At 44.5% G+C, this 16,954-nt stretch carries 17 protein-coding genes; 1 reads left to right on the plus strand and 16 read right to left on the minus strand.

What is annotated here, in order from left to right; all coding sequences use genetic code 11:
• Positions 1 to 127: 127 nt before the first annotated feature.
• The 6 genes from FGQ85_RS16885 to FGQ85_RS16910 form a co-directional block, all read right to left on the minus strand.
• Positions 128 to 580, minus strand: a complete 453-nt coding sequence (locus FGQ85_RS16885) for an immunoglobulin-like domain-containing protein (protein ID WP_138374054.1) — start codon at positions 578 to 580, stop codon at positions 128 to 130.
• Between the two features lie 238 nt (positions 581 to 818).
• Positions 819 to 1,331, minus strand: coding sequence for a hypothetical protein (locus FGQ85_RS16890; protein ID WP_138374055.1), 513 nt, complete (start codon positions 1,329 to 1,331; stop codon positions 819 to 821).
• A gap of 353 nt (positions 1,332 to 1,684) precedes the next feature.
• Complete coding sequence (locus FGQ85_RS16895) at positions 1,685 to 2,983, minus strand: GHKL domain-containing protein (protein ID WP_138374056.1); 1,299 nt, start codon at positions 2,981 to 2,983, stop codon at positions 1,685 to 1,687.
• A 1-nt stretch (position 2,984) separates the two neighbouring features.
• Entirely contained in the window at positions 2,985 to 3,755 is a 771-nt protein-coding gene (locus tag FGQ85_RS16900) for a LytTR family transcriptional regulator DNA-binding domain-containing protein (RefSeq protein WP_138374057.1), read from the minus strand.
• Positions 3,756 to 3,909: 154 nt separating this feature from the next.
• A complete protein-coding gene (locus tag FGQ85_RS16905; RefSeq protein WP_138374058.1) occupies positions 3,910 to 5,718 on the minus strand; it encodes a hypothetical protein in 1,809 nt (602 codons plus the stop codon).
• A gap of 1 nt (position 5,719) precedes the next feature.
• Positions 5,720 to 7,192 (minus strand): glycosyltransferase family 2 protein, encoded by a 1,473-nt coding sequence (locus FGQ85_RS16910; RefSeq protein ID WP_171028007.1) that lies wholly within the window; start codon positions 7,190 to 7,192, stop codon positions 5,720 to 5,722.
• On the opposite strand from FGQ85_RS16910, the gene FGQ85_RS16915 reads away from it, so the two are divergent.
• Positions 7,187 to 7,726, plus strand: a complete 540-nt coding sequence (locus tag FGQ85_RS16915) for a DUF4143 domain-containing protein (protein WP_330677633.1) — start codon at positions 7,187 to 7,189, stop codon at positions 7,724 to 7,726. The two genes, FGQ85_RS16910 and FGQ85_RS16915, sit on opposite strands and share 6 nt — an antisense overlap.
• 92 nt (positions 7,727 to 7,818) lie before the next feature.
• Here FGQ85_RS16915 and FGQ85_RS16920 read toward each other — a convergent pair whose 3' ends face one another.
• The 10 genes from FGQ85_RS16920 to FGQ85_RS16965 form a co-directional block, all read right to left on the minus strand.
• Positions 7,819 to 8,181 carry a VOC family protein gene (locus FGQ85_RS16920; protein ID WP_138374061.1) on the minus strand — a complete coding sequence of 121 codons (363 nt, stop codon included), beginning with the start codon at positions 8,179 to 8,181 and terminating at the stop codon, positions 7,819 to 7,821.
• Between the two features lie 47 nt (positions 8,182 to 8,228).
• A complete protein-coding gene (locus FGQ85_RS16925) occupies positions 8,229 to 8,849 on the minus strand; it encodes an ATP-binding cassette domain-containing protein (protein WP_138374062.1) in 621 nt (206 codons plus the stop codon).
• A complete protein-coding gene (locus FGQ85_RS16930) occupies positions 8,846 to 9,787 on the minus strand; it encodes an ABC transporter ATP-binding protein (protein ID WP_138374063.1) in 942 nt (313 codons plus the stop codon). Before FGQ85_RS16930 ends, FGQ85_RS16925 begins: the two co-directional genes overlap by 4 nt.
• Positions 9,788 to 9,798: 11 nt before the next feature.
• Positions 9,799 to 10,623: an ABC transporter permease gene (locus FGQ85_RS16935; RefSeq protein ID WP_243128598.1), complete on the minus strand. Its 825-nt coding sequence runs from the start codon at positions 10,621 to 10,623 to the stop codon at positions 9,799 to 9,801.
• Positions 10,620 to 11,612, minus strand: a complete 993-nt coding sequence (locus tag FGQ85_RS16940) for an ABC transporter permease (protein ID WP_243128599.1) — start codon at positions 11,610 to 11,612, stop codon at positions 10,620 to 10,622. The genes FGQ85_RS16935 and FGQ85_RS16940 overlap by 4 nt, the downstream gene beginning before the upstream one ends.
• A gap of 38 nt (positions 11,613 to 11,650) precedes the next feature.
• Complete coding sequence (locus tag FGQ85_RS16945) at positions 11,651 to 13,267, minus strand: ABC transporter substrate-binding protein (protein ID WP_138374064.1); 1,617 nt, start codon at positions 13,265 to 13,267, stop codon at positions 11,651 to 11,653.
• The gene (gene larC / locus FGQ85_RS16950; protein ID WP_138374065.1) at positions 13,264 to 14,601 is read right to left on the minus strand and encodes a nickel pincer cofactor biosynthesis protein LarC; all 1,338 of its coding nucleotides are present in this window, start codon (positions 14,599 to 14,601) and stop codon (positions 13,264 to 13,266) included. Before larC ends, FGQ85_RS16945 begins: the two co-directional genes overlap by 4 nt.
• Complete coding sequence (gene larB / locus FGQ85_RS16955; protein ID WP_087167861.1) at positions 14,601 to 15,365, minus strand: nickel pincer cofactor biosynthesis protein LarB; 765 nt, start codon at positions 15,363 to 15,365, stop codon at positions 14,601 to 14,603. The genes larC and larB overlap by 1 nt, the downstream gene beginning before the upstream one ends.
• Positions 15,366 to 15,387: 22 nt before the next feature.
• Positions 15,388 to 16,146: an ATP-dependent sacrificial sulfur transferase LarE gene (gene larE / locus FGQ85_RS16960; protein WP_138374066.1), complete on the minus strand. Its 759-nt coding sequence runs from the start codon at positions 16,144 to 16,146 to the stop codon at positions 15,388 to 15,390.
• Between the two features lie 211 nt (positions 16,147 to 16,357).
• Positions 16,358 to 16,765 (minus strand): DUF3842 family protein, encoded by a 408-nt coding sequence (locus FGQ85_RS16965; protein WP_087252352.1) that lies wholly within the window; start codon positions 16,763 to 16,765, stop codon positions 16,358 to 16,360.
• Between the last annotated feature and the right edge of the window lie 189 nt (positions 16,766 to 16,954).

Genomic DNA, 16,954 nt, shown 5'->3' on the forward strand with positions numbered 1-16,954 from the left:
TGAACTTTGATAATCGAATACCTGCCAGATATTGAATTTTCAAGGTGCATAGGCAAAATCTATGTGCGAAGTTTGAGTTAAGAAGTTTTAGACAGTCTGATGTACGGTTTTGGAGGAAGGGAAGAAATTATTCTCCTTCTTCCTTATTTGCACTTATTTGAAATTCTGCATAGGCATATTCTGTTAGCGAATAGGCTTTTTCTGTATCAATAGAATACGGTTTTTTTATTCTATATAATCCTTTTTCTGAAATCCCCTCTAACATACAGATAAAATTTTTTTCTTCACCTGCTTCGATCGTGTAGGCAATATCTTCATATGATATTGAAACCGGAACTTCCGTCCATTTTTTATTAAGAAAGATTTCGATCGAATAGGCCTCGCCAGTTACGATGTCCCGTTCTCCTTTGTTTATCATTTTTACTTCTATTTGTGAGCTTGAAGAAGGAATTATTTTTTTATCCGAACAAAGTTCTAATAATACTGGCGAATTCGTTTTGTTATTATCAATAAGTTCTTTTTTCGATGCGCATCCATTGCAGCTTAACAGAATTACAACTAATAAAATTAATATCTTCATATATTCTAATACCTTGATGTTCCTAATGAACGATTTATTTGATTAGCCTTAACATACTTCGCCACTCCGCCCTTCGTGCCTTTATGGATTCCTAATGTGTATCTTAAACCGGTAGAAGGGTTATTCAAAAATTCAAGAACTTGGCCTTTTCACTGAAAAATATATTTTCCTCTGGTATAAACCATATAAAATAATAGTTTTTTATTAATTATACTTTTATTAAAAAGCTCTATATTGCTCATTCAGTTACTCTTTTTATAAGACCATCTGAATCAAAAGTAAAAATATATGTTACTTCAAACTTTTTTCCCTCTTTTTCTGCTGTAACTTTCACCGTTTCTGTTGTATCAGTTTTATCTATAAGTTGCTTATCTGTTACTTTGATTTGGATATTATCATTATTAGATTCTAAAAGGTAACTTAAGCCAGGACCATTGTTCAGAAAAGACTCCAGTTTACCTTGGGCGAAATAACTTCCAACTTTTTTTTCCCAGTTTTTGAGAACATTTTCCATTGAAGCAGTATTATCTTGATTTTCTTCACCCAATCCCTCGGTTCCCATTCCAATTATAGAATTGGATGGACATAATTCATCATTCGGACATGTAAGCATAGTATCGATCACTGCTTCTGTACCTTTACTGATGGTATCATTTTTTTTAGAAGTACACCCATTGAACATAAATACCATTAGCAAAGAAAAGCAAAACACTATTAGCTTTATATTTTTCTTAGTTATATTCTTAAGCATAGTTCTCACTCTTTTCATAAATTTTGGCTAATTAAACACAAAACCTTGCACAAAATGAATCCTTGTTAATTTTACCAGTGTCATCATTGGAATCCTCTCCTTTCTTACAAAGATTTCAATTAGATATATGCTTTATCATGATCTAAAATATTTATCAATTTATTTGGTACTCAATCCTCTTTAATCATTTGTCTTTTCACTTTTTAAGTTACTTCCTGTTAATTCTAAATTATACAGATATATCCAACAAATTCAATATAGTTTGCATAATCGTCACGATTTCTTACACAAACGTTAAAAAAGATTTGTAAATCGATTGTTTCACAACCAAATTTACAAATCTTTTGATAAGATTATCTATATTCTAGTTCCAGTTTTTGAATTACATTTCCATTTTTTATTTGAATTTCGTGATACATATCAGAGTGTTTTTCTATGAGTTCCTGCGCCCAATAAAGTCCATTTCCGCGATGTTCCCCTTTTGTTGAATAATGCTTCTCAACCATTTGTACCAGATCCGGCACTTTCAAACAGGTGTTTTCAATCCTGAAAATCATTCTTCCCTCCGTATCCCGCACAGAAATCCAAACCCTTTTAGTTGGACATTCTTTTGCTGCTTCTATAGCGTTATCAAGAAAAATCCCTAAAATTTCTATCACGTCTTCTATCGAATGATATTCTACATGAAGTTCTCTTGGAACATCAATAGAAACCTCAATCCCTTCCGCCATTGCAACTACAACCTTTTCATAAAAGAACCCCTTCATTTCTATCGGATAGATATGTCGTAAGGCAGTCCATATTTGGGTTTTCGCTTCTTCTTTTATCAAGGGATTCTGAAATTTTTTCTGAAAAAAATCCTTTAATTCCTCCATACGATCTTCTTTTATATATCCTGACATTGTAAGTAAAAGGTTTTTGTAATTGTGACGGAACCTTGACATGTCATCCAGCATATACTCCAGGCCCTTAATATAGTTTTCCATATCTTTTTGCTTCCGAGCCTTTTCTCTAAGTTTTTCTTCCTCCAAGATATTTTTTGTATTCTGAATCATCAGTCCGCTGCTGATAAAAAGGCAGCAGGCATAAATAATACAATTTAACTTTAACGCAGCAGGATCATACCCGACACTTTGTCCCAAGGTAATTGTTATCAGAAAAACAGCTAAAAACAAGAGACAGTTCCCTGCAAGAGCAATCCATACAGGGCTATTTAATTCTGACAGTTTTACTAATGGAAGCTTTTTATACAAGATGTATCTTAAGGCAACGATCAGTAGAGCGAACAAAACAATATAACTGATTGAGAATAACAGCCAGTAATTCTCTGCAATAAAATCTGGCGTAACTTTGGCAGCTTTCGTAACGATTACCAGAAAGATATTATTACAAAATATTCCCAACATATAACCTACACATGCCAATGCCAGATTTGCTGCTTTGTTTTTTTGAACCATACAGATCAAAAAAACTAACAATAGTGTTATCATCAGAAAATTGGAATGAAAACTAAAATATTCCCCCAACATTCCTGCACCGGTCATATATACAGTTAAAACCAGGTATTGCCATATTTTTAATGGTTGCATCAATAAGCCGCATGTTCCCAACAGAACACATACAGCGTTACAAAACCAATAAAAAAAGCTCATTCTACTCGCCTTCTTTCATTTTCCAATATGCTTCCGTTACCTCTTTTATCTTTCGAAAGGAAATCTCATATTGTTTCCCATTTTTCATAGAAACCATTCTATTCTTTTTGTCCAATGTTTCCATTTGATGCACTGCTATAATACAACCTTTATTCACTGTAAGAAATTCTTCGCTAAGTTGAGCTTCCAATTCTTTCAGAGGCATACGGGAGATAATTACTCTGTCTTTAGCATAAACCATAATTTTTCGATGGGCAGTATCTGTTTCAATACAAACTATTTCGCTTTCGAGAACTCGATTATTTCCACTTCTATCCAGATAAATAATTTTCTGTTTCTGCTTGTTTTGTTTTTCCTGTATTACCTTGAATATTCTGTTCAAACGAAGCCATGTTTTTTCACTTAATTCTGACGATAGGTATTCTGCCGTATCCTTTACGACATAATCAATGATATCCATCTCTTCTTCAAACACTCGATATGCTAAATCTGATCTGGATGTAAGAAAAACATAGCAAAAATTTTCATTGATACTTTTTAACCTGTTGACCAATTCAAATCCATCCATCTCATATCCATCCAACTGAATATCTACAAAAAATAACACTTTATCTTCTTTTTCTGTTTTCGAATCAGCAATGGTATCTTCAGGATTATTTCTAACAGAAACAATTTTTGCTTCTAGTTTTGTTTTATCTATATAATGTTCAAGAATCTTTTGAAATAAATGTAATTGTTCATCGTGATCATCACACAAATATATTGAGATCATAGTAAAGTCTCCTTCTCGTTCTTAGTATATCATATCTTATTCATGATTCACAATCATTCATTATATAGACTCAAGTGTAATGCTTTTAGACGACGGAATGTATTACGCAGAAAAGACTGCCGTCGGCAGTCTTTCCAATACAAAGTCCCTGTTTTTAATTATCTTTCAGCGGGTACACCCCACTTCTGTTCCATACAGCATTTTCTACATCAGCTGTTCCACTGTGCACCGCACTTTCATCCAGAATGATAAGAACATCGTATTCTTTTTTTATTTCATCCATATTACCCACATCCAGCCGCTCTGTCACTTCCACATTTGGCGCGTTCAAAAAATATCTGCTCACATAAAAAACTTCACCGTTTGAAACCTGACCTTCGCGGTCAGAAGCTGCCACAAGATATTTCCGTTGATCCTCTTCTTCCTGCCACCGGTCACCCGCCAGTGTTTCCATTCTGCCGGCCAGAGACTGAGAATAGTTACTCTGAATGTAGAGAAGGCCATTGATTTCTGAATACAGAAAATTGACTCCGATCATCATGGTCGCCAGCACCATGTACTGATATCTCCGCTTTGCCGCAGGAGAAGAAAACGCACGATAGGTTCCGTTGCCCTCGATCCGCACGGCAAAAGAATGTTCCATGTCAATGGTCGCCTGCATAAAAAGCAGACCCGCAGCCAGGACCATGATGCTGCACGCATACCGGTCAAATCCGGCCAGGCGAACCGCTTCTTCCTCCGGCATAGAAAAAAGGTAAAGTCCAAGAATCCCTATATGATAAACAATGGTCATAAGATCAACTACAATCAGTACTCTTCCAAGTTTCCACTGCTTTTTCAGAAAAATCCGGACGAACAGTACAGCCAGGACAGCGGCAATATTACATAGAAAAAATGCCAAAATAGCTCTGTTAGATATAGAAAACGCAGCTTTTACAAATTCCTCTGTAATCTGTCCGTACTGCTCTTTGGATACCGCTAAGCTTTCTTGTTTTCCAAAAGCCAGCTGGAATTTCTGTTCAATGCCGGAAAACCGACAGCGGACATAGAGATTCCAGAACGCATACGGGATCAGCGATAAACAAACAGTCATGCATATGGTCACCGCTTTTATCCATGCTGCAATTCCCTTTTTCTTTCCGATGTTCCATATATAGTAGGCAAGAACAAATCCCGCAAATACAATTCCTGTATTTTTGACAATGCATGTAAAGCCAAGAATCAGAGCCGTGCACAACGACGTCTTCCAGAGAGAATCCCGGCTTTGATACACAAAAGCAATCGCTGCCATTGCAAGAAGCGGCAGCAGGAAATCAACAAGGAGGTTGTTGATGCGTATGGTAAGATTCAGATAAGACAAAAGAGAACATCCCATACCAAGAAATGAATACAAAAGAAATCGTTGCTTCTCTTTTATAATACCAAACACCGCCAGAAAACAGGAAAACAGAATACTGTTCTGCGCAAGCAGCATCACACCCTGAGCATTTCCAAGGAATTTGCAGACGTAGTAGATAAACACCGCACATCCCGGCGGATAATTTTTAAACGTAACAAGTTGGTTCCCTGCATCTGGCAGTTGATCCGTAATCAGCATGGATTTTACGATCATTGCCCAGTGGGAGAAATTGTCATAATGTTCAAACCGGAATCCCAAAGTCAACACTGTAAATATCAGGATACCGCTGCCAAAGCAGACAGAAAATAAGGTTGGAGCAGGAAATGATACGTTCTTTTCTGCCACATTTTTTATAAAAAAACCAAATCCCAAAAGTCCTGCACCAACCACAAGCCAGGACGATGGATTCAGCATGCCAGTCAAGGCGCCTGCATACAAAAACAGACTGATTCCCACTGCTGTCACTACAGGAACAAACAGGATGGAAATTTTGCCTTTCCTGTAAACAATAAACAGCCAGCCCCACATAGATGCCAGGAACAAAACCCCTTTGATCAGTTCCATTTTATTGCTCCCCCTTTCTTCCTGAACGGATACGCATACGAATATTTCTGCAGACATCATCGTACACGGTCATCCAAGGATCCATCTCTTTTGGAAGGGAATGTTCTCTGTCATGAATGATCTGCATCCAGTTTTGGAACGATGTTTCCCCTTTTGGAGTTACTGTTGCCGCATAATAAAACGCTTCTGCTGTCTGTTTTACATACACGAATTCTGCTTTTAGATCAGCATGATAATCATTGGCGTGAACAACGATAAAAAATTTCTCTCCTTTTTCCATGGGAATGTATTTGTCCAGTAAAAAAGCAATTCCATTTTCTGAGACATCAAAGGTTTCTCCTTCCTGCCATTCCCCGTGAATACAAATTTTCACGTTTTCTTTAGCCATGATTCTTTCAAATTTGCGTTTGGAATCTCTGCCAAGCATAAAAAATACGGCGTAGGTCAGTGCGATCAGATTGTATAAAAGCCAAAACAAGATAACACTGCTGAATAAAAGTGCCATTCCGTACTTCCCTTTCACATAGCGGATAATCGCTGCGATGCTCAATACGATCAACGCTCCATGTGGAAGGATATACCAGAAAGAGGTTGTTTTATTACTTGTCTTTTTCTTCTCTGTTACCTTAAATGTCTTCTGCTGAACTCCAATAGACTCCAAAAGCACCGGAAATATAAGATAAGGTGCAAGAATCGTGTCTATGATCTGACTCCACCGCATGTTTCTGATATTGGTACTCAGATAGCGCATGGACATGCTAGAGCATAAATGAGATGGAAGCCAGAAAATCATCAATTCCCAGAAGCCGCATCTCGCCAGCTGGAAATCAAATAATGCAAACAGGATCGGAGCCAAAATAAAGATCATTCTGTTGAAGAATGACCACCAGTAAAAATACGCATTGAGATAGGAAAGATTTCCGGCAAGGGATAATTTCCTTGTAAACACAGCATTGGTATTTCGTATACTCTGTATGACGCCCCTTGCCCAGCGGATTCTCTGCCGAATCATACTTTTTACCGTTGTGGTAGAAAGTCCGGATGCCAGTACTTTTGACGTCGCATATGTAATGTATCCCGCCTTTTGCAGTCGTATGCTTGTCTCAAAATCTTCTGTAATTGTTCCATATGGAAATCCACCGATTTCTTCCAGCGCTTTTCTTGAGATTACCGTATTGCTGCCGGTATAAGCAGCGGAATTGGAAGAGTTTCTTAAAATATTGATCTCTCTCGAGAAAAAATCCTGCTCGTTTGGAATGTCTCTTTCTGAATACAGGTTAAACTGAAATAAATCCTGATTATAAAAGCTCTGCGGCGTCTGGATCAGCCCAACTTTTTCTTTGTTCTGCAGAAAATAAGGAACCGTCTCCATAAGAAATTCTTTTCTAGGGATCATGTCCGCATCAAAAGTAGCAATCAGAGGCGAACTTGTCTTTGAAAGTGCGTGATTGTAATTTCCTGCTTTTGCATGCACATTGTCGGCAAGACTTTTTCGGCGAATGCCATTGCAAAGTTTCTGAAAAGCGAGGGACGCTCCCTGTCTGTTGAAGCCGTTTATAACTATCTGAGCTGGCTTGAGAAAGCGTTTGTCATTTACCGATGTCAGCGATATGACTTGCAAGGAAAATCTGTATTGAAAACACAAGAAAAATTCTATTTGGCCGATCCTTCTCTAAAATATTGTATCATGGGATTTAATCCCAAATCAATTGCGACCATGCTGGAAAACATTGTGTACTTTGAATTACGCCGAAGAGGATATCATGTATATATTGGAAAAAATGGAACAAAAGAAATTGATTTTGTTGCAGTCCAAAGAGATGAACGTATTTATGTGCAAGTATGCCGCAGACTGCCTGAAGAATCTGACCGGGAGGTTTCTAACCTACTTGAAATCAAAGACCATTATCCTAAATATGTGGTAACACTGGACGAACTCGCCACAGGAAATATTAACGGGGTAAAAATTGTTCATTTGGCAGATTTTCTGTTGAGCAGAGAATACTAAAGGGTATGACATTGCATCATACTGAAAAGTGAACATCCGGAGATCATCTGCAAAAGAGATTTCCGGATGTTCACTCTAAAGGGATAATAACTTTACGCCGGAACAATCTCGATCCAGTATCCGTCTGGATCTCCGATAAAATAGATACCCATCTCCGGATTTTCAAACAGGATCACTCCCATTTCTTTGTGTTTCTTGTATGCTTCTTCGTAATGATCTGTTGTGAAGGCAAGATGGAATTCTTCCTCTCCCAGATCGTATTTTTCTGTTCTGTCTTTCAGCCAGGTCAACTCAAGTGTAAAGGAACTCTTGCCGTCTCCGAGGTAAACAAGGATAAAGCTTCCGTCTTCGGCTTCCTTTCTCCTTACCTCTTTCAAACCCAGAGCCTCTTCATAGAATTTCAGGCTCTTTTCCAGATCGAGAACGTTAAAATTAAAATGATTAAATGCGAACATGGTATTTCTCCTTTCTGAATCTACCATACCTGTTTTTTAGAAAAATGTCAATGCATAGAAACCTGCGGCAGCGTTTCTATTCTCGTACAGACTTTTTGAAGCAGGGCATCATCGTGACTTATGATCAGCATTCCCAGATCTCTTCGTTTCCCCTCTTCCAGCAGGAAATTCCAGATCTGAGCCTGGGTGACAAGATCCAGCATGGCCGTAATCTCATCGCAGAGGAGAAAGCGGGTATCCGGATGCAGAGTCCGGGCAAGGCAGAACCGCTGCAGTTCCCCGCCGGATAATTCCGACGGATACCGTTTCAGCCACCCTTCTTCAATATGAAGTTCCTTCAAAAGCCGTTCCTCCGGCTTTCCTGCTTCGTTCAAGGTGACACCAAGCTGTAACAATGGATCCACTACCGTTTCCGGATGCTGCCATACCATCTGAACCGGACAGACGCCGCGAAAAGAGGAAAGTGCCTTTCCATTCAGAAGGACCTTCCCCTGCTGCGGCTTTTCATATCCTGCCAGAAGCCTGCATAATGTCGTCTTTCCACGGCCGCTTGGTGCTCTCAGGCCTACGCGCTCTCCGGAAGTAATTGACAGGCTGTAATCCTGCAAAATGCACTCCTGTTTTCTTCTTCGATAGGAAAATGTAAGGTGTTCTGCCTGCAGTATCATTTTGCCTCCTCCTTCCCCGGATACAGACATCGTACCAGTCCGCCCCGGTATGGTTTCAGTGAAATCTGATCTGCCTCCCGGCAAAGTATTGTGCACTTTCTGCACTGCCGCGCAAACGGGCATCCTTTCGCCATTGTTCCCGGATAAGGCTGCGATCCTGGAATCGGATGAAATCCATGTTCCGGCATGGCATGCCATAAGGATTTTGTAAACGGATGCCGGAGTTTTTCTACATCCTTAAAATCTGAAGCATCCGCTTCTTCTATAGTCTCCCCGGCATAAAATACTGCAACCCTGTCCGCAACAGTCAGGGCAAGTTCCAGATCATGCGTGATAAACAGAATACCGGCTCCTTCCTCAGCCAGTTCCCGAAAATGCCCGAGAATCCTTCCGGCCGCCTTTTTATCCAGTCCCGGTGTGGGCTCGTCGGCAATGATCAGTCTGGGAGATTCGGTCACCGCAGATGCAATCAGTACCCGGCGTGCCATACCGCCGGAAAGTTCAAACGGATACTGCTCCTCGATCTCTTCCTTCAGTCCATACCGCTTCAACGCAGCCCGGCACCGTTCCCGGATTCCCGCATCTCGTTTTCCTTTTCTGATCTGCGGCCCGATCTTCATCAGTGGATCCAGATACGTGACGCCCTGCGGGATCAGCATGATCTCCCGCCCCCTGAGGGCTTCTGCCCGTTTTTGTGTCAGGGGACGGCCGTCATATTTCAGTGTTCCGCTCATCCGGCTGTTATAAGGCAGGATGCCCAGAATACTGTGAGCCAGCAGACTTTTCCCGGATCCGCTTGCTCCCACTGCGGCGACAATCTGCCCCGGCTCGATCTGCAGTGACAGATCTTTAATTACAGGGAGCTCGCGCTTATGAATGCCGCGTTCGTATTGTGTAAACGTAATAGACAAATGGGAAATTTCTAAAATCGGTTCCAAAATATTCCTCCTTACTCATGTGCGCTGGCCGGATTCAGCAGCTTCTCCACCCGTTCTCCAAGCAGGGCAAACAGCATCACGACACAGACCAGCGACAGCCCCGGAAACAATGCCAGCCACCATCTTCCGGTTGTCAGGTAACGCATGCTTTCTGAAAGGATTACTCCGATGGCAGGCTGCTCCGAAGAGAGACCAAATCCCAGAAAGGTAATACTGGATTCATGCAGAATCGCATGCGGGAACAACAGAATCAGCCCGGTTACAAACTGCGGAAGAAGGTGGGGAATCATATGGTTTTTTACGATCTGCATCTTTGATACGCCCAATTTTGAGGCCGTCAGAATATATGGCGCTTCCCGAAGCTGCAGCACTTCCCCGCGGATAACCCGCGCAAGAGAAGTCCAGTGGCTCAGGGCGACACCGGCAACCACTCCGGTAAATCCCCGTCCGCAGGCGATGGAAATAAGCATCACCAGAAGGATGTGCGGGATACCCATCATCAGATCAATCCACCAGGAAATCACTGCATCTGCTGCTCTTCCCAGAACTGCGCAGGTCGTTCCAAGAATCAGGGCAATCAGGGCGCTTACCGCGGCTGTGAGCAGTCCGATCCGGATACTAAGCGACAGTCCCGCCAAGGTCCGGGCAAACATATCTCTCCCCATCCAGTCGGTGCCAAATAAGAATTCTATGGAAGGCGCCAGATTCTTTCTTGCAAAATTTGTCTGGACAGCCTGATCCTTCAGAAGCATTCCCGCTGCGGTGATCAGAATGAGCACTCCGGCCGTCACAATCAGAAACAGGATCGTATTTCTTCTTTGATTCTGTGGTTTCATAACTTTGCGGCCCTCCTTCGGATTTTTGGATCGATGACACCGTAGAGAAGATCCGCTGCCAGATTTCCGGCAAAGACAATCGCCGCCGTAATAACGGTAATGCCAAGAAGCAGCGGAAGGTCACTTCCCAGACCTGCGGTAACCGCCGCCTGTCCAAGCCCCGGATAGGAAAAGACCTGTTCCACCAGAACCGACCCTCCGATGATTTCACTGATGGATGCAAACTGCAGGGTCATGGCAGGAAGCGAGACATTACGCAATCCGTGCCGCAAAAAAATGGATGTCTGCGATTCCCCTCTTGCTTTTGCGAAAAGTATATAGTCCGATGACAGGACTTCGATCAGTTTTTCTCTCGTGTGCAGGGCAATGTTCGCTACTCCGGTCATGCTTAGCGTAAGAACCGGGAGAATCCCGTGACGAAGCCGGTCAATGAACGTGACCGAATCCGCCTGAAGTCCCATCGGAACGGCGAGACCTACGGGCAGCCATCCCAGTTCCACCGCAAAGATCATCAGAAGTAAAATGGCAAGCCAGAAAGCCGGCGTACTGGAAATCAAAAGGCAGTATCCCCGGATCGCCCGGTCCGGCCATCGATTCCGGTAAGCCCCTGCAAGCATGCCAAGAACCAGTCCAAGGACCCCCGAAAAGATCCAGGCGGCCGCCATCAGCCCCACTGAATTGGCAAGACGCTCTCCTATCACCGTCAGAACCGGCTGACGGTAAAGAAGTGAGGTGCCGAAATCTCCGTGAAGTACGCCGCTCAGCCATCCGAGATACCGCTGTGCCGGAAGCATATCCACGCCCCAGTACGCTTCCAGTTCTGCAATCTGTTCCTGTGTCATGGATCCAAGCGCAGTCTGACCGACATTGGTCTGCAGCGGATCCAGCGGCGAAGACCACATCAGGAGAAAGGTCAGAAGGCTCACTCCCAGAAGGAGAAGCAGCATCCGGATCAGTTTTTTTCCGGCAAATTTCAGTCGATGTTTCAATGCTATCCGTCCTTTCCTTTCGATCTCGTTTTGATCATCTAACTCCAGCTCCACTGATCGACATTATTCACAATGGACCAACCATGTCCATGAGGGTGGATTTTCTGTTCTGCAACCTGAAGTCCGTCCACTACCCAGTAGAGATGATCAATATTGACCAGCCATACCCACGGAATATCTCCATCCTGTGTTACACCGGTAGTGCCGTCCCACTGGGCTTTCTGCCAGAGATCATAAGATACTTCCAGATCACTGGAGGCAAGTGCCTGATCCATATAGACATCCACAGTGGAGTTGGAATACGGAGAATACTGCGCCAGTCCGGTGTCTCCAATTGTATGGTAAATATTATAAAGCTCCATCGGCGTATGCGCGCCCCATCCCCAGATCAACGGATCGGACTGTGCCCGGTCATAAGCTGTATCCCAGCCGACACCTTCCAGCGTACAGGAAATTCCAAGTTCCTTCAGCTGTTCGGCAAAATCAGCCGCCAGCGCCTGGCGCACTGAATCTCCGGTTGCATAGAGCAGATTTAATTCTGCCTTGACACCGTCTTTTTCCCGGATTCCGTCCTCTCCTGTCTTCCATCCTGCTTCGTCCAGAAGTGATTTGGCTTTCTCCGGATCATAAGTGACTTCCGATGCGGAATTATACCACGGCATTTGGTCACAGACACTATAAGCCGGGGATCCGTAACCGTTCAGGACATGATCGATCATTTCCTGACGGTCCACACCAATATTGATAGCACGGCGTACCTGCACATCTGCAGTAAAATCATTTCCGATCGTCTCTCCGGATTCTGTCGTCTGCTCCGGGACAGCCGGAAGATTGAATCCTCTGTTATCCACGCTTTCATATGCGGCAAGGGAATAGCCTTCCACAGTCTGATCGGAGTAAGTCGCAGAAGTATAGGCAAGGTCTACTTCTCCGGCCTGAGCAGCCAGAAATGCCGCGTCCTCTTCCATAAATACAATCGTTACCCTCTGCATATTTGGCTGTTCGCCATAATAGTCCGGATTAGCATCCAGAATGACCTGCTGTCCCTTATCCCACTGTTTCAAGATATATCTGCCGGAACCGATCGGATTAGAACCATAGGAAGCGCTGTCATATGCATGTTCCGGAACGATTCCCACAACAGCCATAGTGTAAGGCCAGATGGAAAACGGCCGTGTCATATGGAAAACAACTGTTGTATCATCCAGAGCCTCTGCATGATCCAGCATGGTAAAATCGTTGACAGAACTGGATTCTTTCACTGTATTATAAGTAAATGCCACATCTCTGGCTGTCAGCGGTTCTCCATCGGTAAACTTTACATCATCCCGGATATGAACAGTCCAGAGCAGTCCGTCCTCACTGACAGAATAATCTGTAGCCAGATCATAATCGATGGTCAGATTCGTATTTGTGACCGTCAGCGTGCTCTGGATCAACGGTTCATGCACATGCTCTCCCGCTCCCCAGCCAAAAGCAGGATCAAATCCGGCTTCCGGCTCCGAGTTGGGATCCATGGCAATCATAACGGAAGAACGATTCTCTGAGGTATTCGACCGGGATTCAGAGGAGGACCCACCGCATCCTGCCATCAGGGAAAGCACTAGCAAACAGGCAAGGAAGGCAGCCGGTTTTTGTTTTACATTGCTCCTCATTCTTCTGCATCCTTTCCATGTTCATTTTGCATGGAGGCAAACACTTCTTCCCGTATCTGTTCGCAGGAAATCTGATGTACTCTTGCAAGCGTGGATACATCGTCAAATTCCGGTTTCATATGAGTCACTCCATATCCACTGGCTTTCTTGACTCTCACCGTCCCCCATTTGGTCTCCACTTCGCTGATTTCCGGCTTCAGAAAGTACTTCCGGCATCTGCGGATCCGAAGCCCGTTTGTAGTTGTCTGCGCCAGGATATGCCGTGCCATCTCTTCTTCCTTTTCCGGATCACAGAGAACTGTCAGAACATGTCCTGATCTTCCTTTTTTCATGGTTCCCGCAACCGTATAGACATCCAGTGCACCAAGCTCCAGAAGTCTTGTGCAGGCAAAGGCAAGGGTTTCCGGCGTCATATCGTCAATATTGCATACCAGTTCCGTAATCATGGAGCCGCCCTCTTCCTCTGTTTCTCCCAGAAAGGCACGGACGCAGTTTGCCTGTTCAAACTGTTTGGTGCCGATTCCGATTCCCGTTTTCGCGATTTTCATCATCGGCATTTCCGCAAATTGATCCGCAAAATGTGTCAGAAGCGCTGCTCCGGTCGGGGTACAAAGCTCACCCTGAACCGTTCCGGCATAGACCGGAACACCTGCAAGCAGATTCGCCGTAGCAGGAGCCGGAACCGGCATAATGCCGTGGGCACAACGCACCGTTCCCTTTCCTACATGTACAGGCGATACAATCACCTTGTCCAGATGAAGCAGGAACATGGCGTAGCAGACACCTGTCACATCCGCCACTGCATCCAGGGCACCCACTTCATGAAAATGGATTTCCTCCACCGGACAGCCATGTGCTTTGGATTCCGCGTCCGCAATAGCAGAATAAACGGATTTTGCGTGATTTTTAACCTCTGCCGGAAGTTCCAGATGTTCAATCAGCTCCGCAATATATCCCGGTGCCGCGTGATGATGAGAATGTCCATGATGATGATCATGAGAATGATCATGGTCGTGATGGTCGTGTCCGTGATGGTGGTCATGGTCGTGATGGTCGTGTCCGTGATGGTGGTCATGGTCATGATGATGTTCGTGCCCCTGATGATCATGAACGTCGACAGCTTCTTCTTCTCCGTGCACCGTTACTTTCATGTGGGTTCCGCTGATGCCACAGGTGGATCCATTTTCAGCTTCCACCCGGACATCCGGCAGCCCCAGATGATTCATTGTGTGCAGAAATACTTCTTTCTCTTTCTCCTCCAGAAGTTCGTATAATGCAGCCATCAGCATATCTCCGGCCGCTCCCATATTACATTCGATATAAAGTGTTCTCATTACTCTTCCTCCAATCCTTCCATCTGATTGATTCTGCTGGCAAGATATCCTGCTCCGAATCCATTATCAATGTTGACGACACTGCACCCGGAGGCGCAGGAATTCAGCATGGACAGCAGCGCAGACAATCCCCCAAAGCTTGCGCCGTATCCGACGCTGGTCGGCACCGCAATCACCGGACAGTCCACCAATCCACCGATGACAGACGCCAGAGCACCTTCCATTCCCGCCACGGCAACAATACATCTGGCACTCATCAGGTCGTCCAGATGGGATAACAGCCTGTGAAGGCCTGCCACCCCAACGTCATACAGGCGGACAACATGATTTCCCAGGACTTCCGCGGTCAGAGCCGCTTCTTCTGCCACCGGGATATCGCTGGTTCCTCCGGTTGCGACAACAATACGCCCCCTCTTTTTATGTTCCGCCGGATAGGCAATGGCAAGCCTTGCATCCGCATGGTAGTCAAGGGGAATCGAATCCGGAAGCTGATTTACGGTTTCCTGGCTGACTCGGGTAATCAGGATGTTCCGGCATCCCCGGTTTCCCATAGCCTGAACGATCCCTGCGATCTGCTCCGGTGTTTTGCCTGCCCCGTAAATGACTTCTGCCGCGCCCTGCCGGACACTGCGGTGCAGATCGATTTTGGCATAGTCCAGATCTTCAAATGGTGCTTCTTTTAACTGTAATAATGCCTGCTCCGGTTCAGTTGTGCCGTCTGCCACACTCCGAAGCAACTGTAAAATATCATATTTATTATCCATAATGCTCTCCTTCCCGATGATGTTATACTGATTTGGCCCGCGCTTCCAGATCCAGCAGGATGGATGAAAAGAACGGACGAAGTATTGTCAGGATTTCTTCCCTTTTGGAAAACAGCAGGGGCATCTGTTCTTCTGTAATCTGAAGCCGGGCGCCGCCATCCTCCATCAGTCGGACGCGGAAATCCTGAAATCCAAGATTTGCCAGTGCCGTCTCTGCCGTCTCTGCCATCTTCAGCAGTTCCGGTGTAATAGGTGTTCCTGTCGGAATCCTTGTTGCCAGACAGGCGTAAGCCGGTTTTCGGCTTGTAAAGAGCCCTGCTTCTTCGGACAGACGCCGGACTTCGCTTTTTTGAATTCCACATTCCCGAAGAGGTGAACGTACCTCAAGTTCCCGAATCGCCTGCATACCCGGACGATCATCCGCATCGTCTGACGCATTGGTGCCATCCAGAAGGCAGAAGTATCCGTCTTTTCGCGCTGCCGCCCATAACTGTGTAAACAGCGCTCTTTTGCAGTAGTAGCACCGCTTTGGTCCATTTGCGGCCGCTTCCCGAACGGATAAAATGTCCTTTTCCAGAACGGTCATCGGAATGTCCAGCGCTTCTACAACTCTGCGCGCGTCTTCCATCTCAAAATCCGGTTGAAAAGCCGTTTTCATATAATAAGCATGTACGTCACAGCCATACTGCTTTGCCGCCCATAAAAGAAATGCCGAGTCTGTGCCGCCGGAAAATGCCACGGCCGCTTTTGGCACTTCACAGAAAAACTCTTCCAAAGTCATCTATTATTTCCTCCTTTTCGACAAAAAAGAAGGTATCCGCCTTCTTCTGAAAGCAGATACCTTCCTGGTATCAAAATTTCTATTCTGTATTTTAATTCGTAATTTTTACTGCAAAATTTTTGCTCTATCAGTCGATTGCCAGTAATGCCGTTTCTCTGTCATATGGCACTGATCCGCTTCTGCCGATCATTCCGGCTTCCTGCCGGATTAGTTAGTCTATCAGTGTGCCCAGAATCTCAACTGCATTCTGTACATTTTTCGTCATAGAGAGGTCTGTAACGCCGACAATGATATTGTCGCACAGATTCACCGGAATCAGTATCCGTTTTGCACGGCTTTGTCCGACAGCCTGCGCCATAGCCGGGGTGATCTCCCCAAGCATGGAATCTGCAATCACAATTCCCACCGGCCCTATGATCACATCTGCCCTGCGGCATGCAACGATCACAGAATTCTCTCCCGTGGCCGCCTGCGTTGCCCCGGCACGAAGCATGGCATTGGTCGCTGCACTGTTTGCCCCTATTGCAATGATCTCAATGTCCGGATACCGGTCTTTGACTGCGCTTACCAGCTGACGGCCAAGTCCGCCGCCCTGGCCATCTATGATTACCAGATTCAAGTCTGTTCCTCCCTCATGTTTCCATCAATAAATTACAACTATATAGTTTAAACGATTTTTGGAAATATTTCAATTTTTATTTAGAAAAGCCTCCTCTTTCTCTTACCAATTATAGGCGTTTGCGAAACGCCACAAGCCGCATAAATACGGCATTTTTTGCTTTTAAAAACAAATAACTCCTCACCTGAT

Source organism: Pseudoflavonifractor sp. BSD2780061688st1 E11 (assembly GCF_005844125.1).
GTDB lineage: Bacteria > Bacillota > Clostridia > Lachnospirales > Lachnospiraceae > Sellimonas > Sellimonas catena.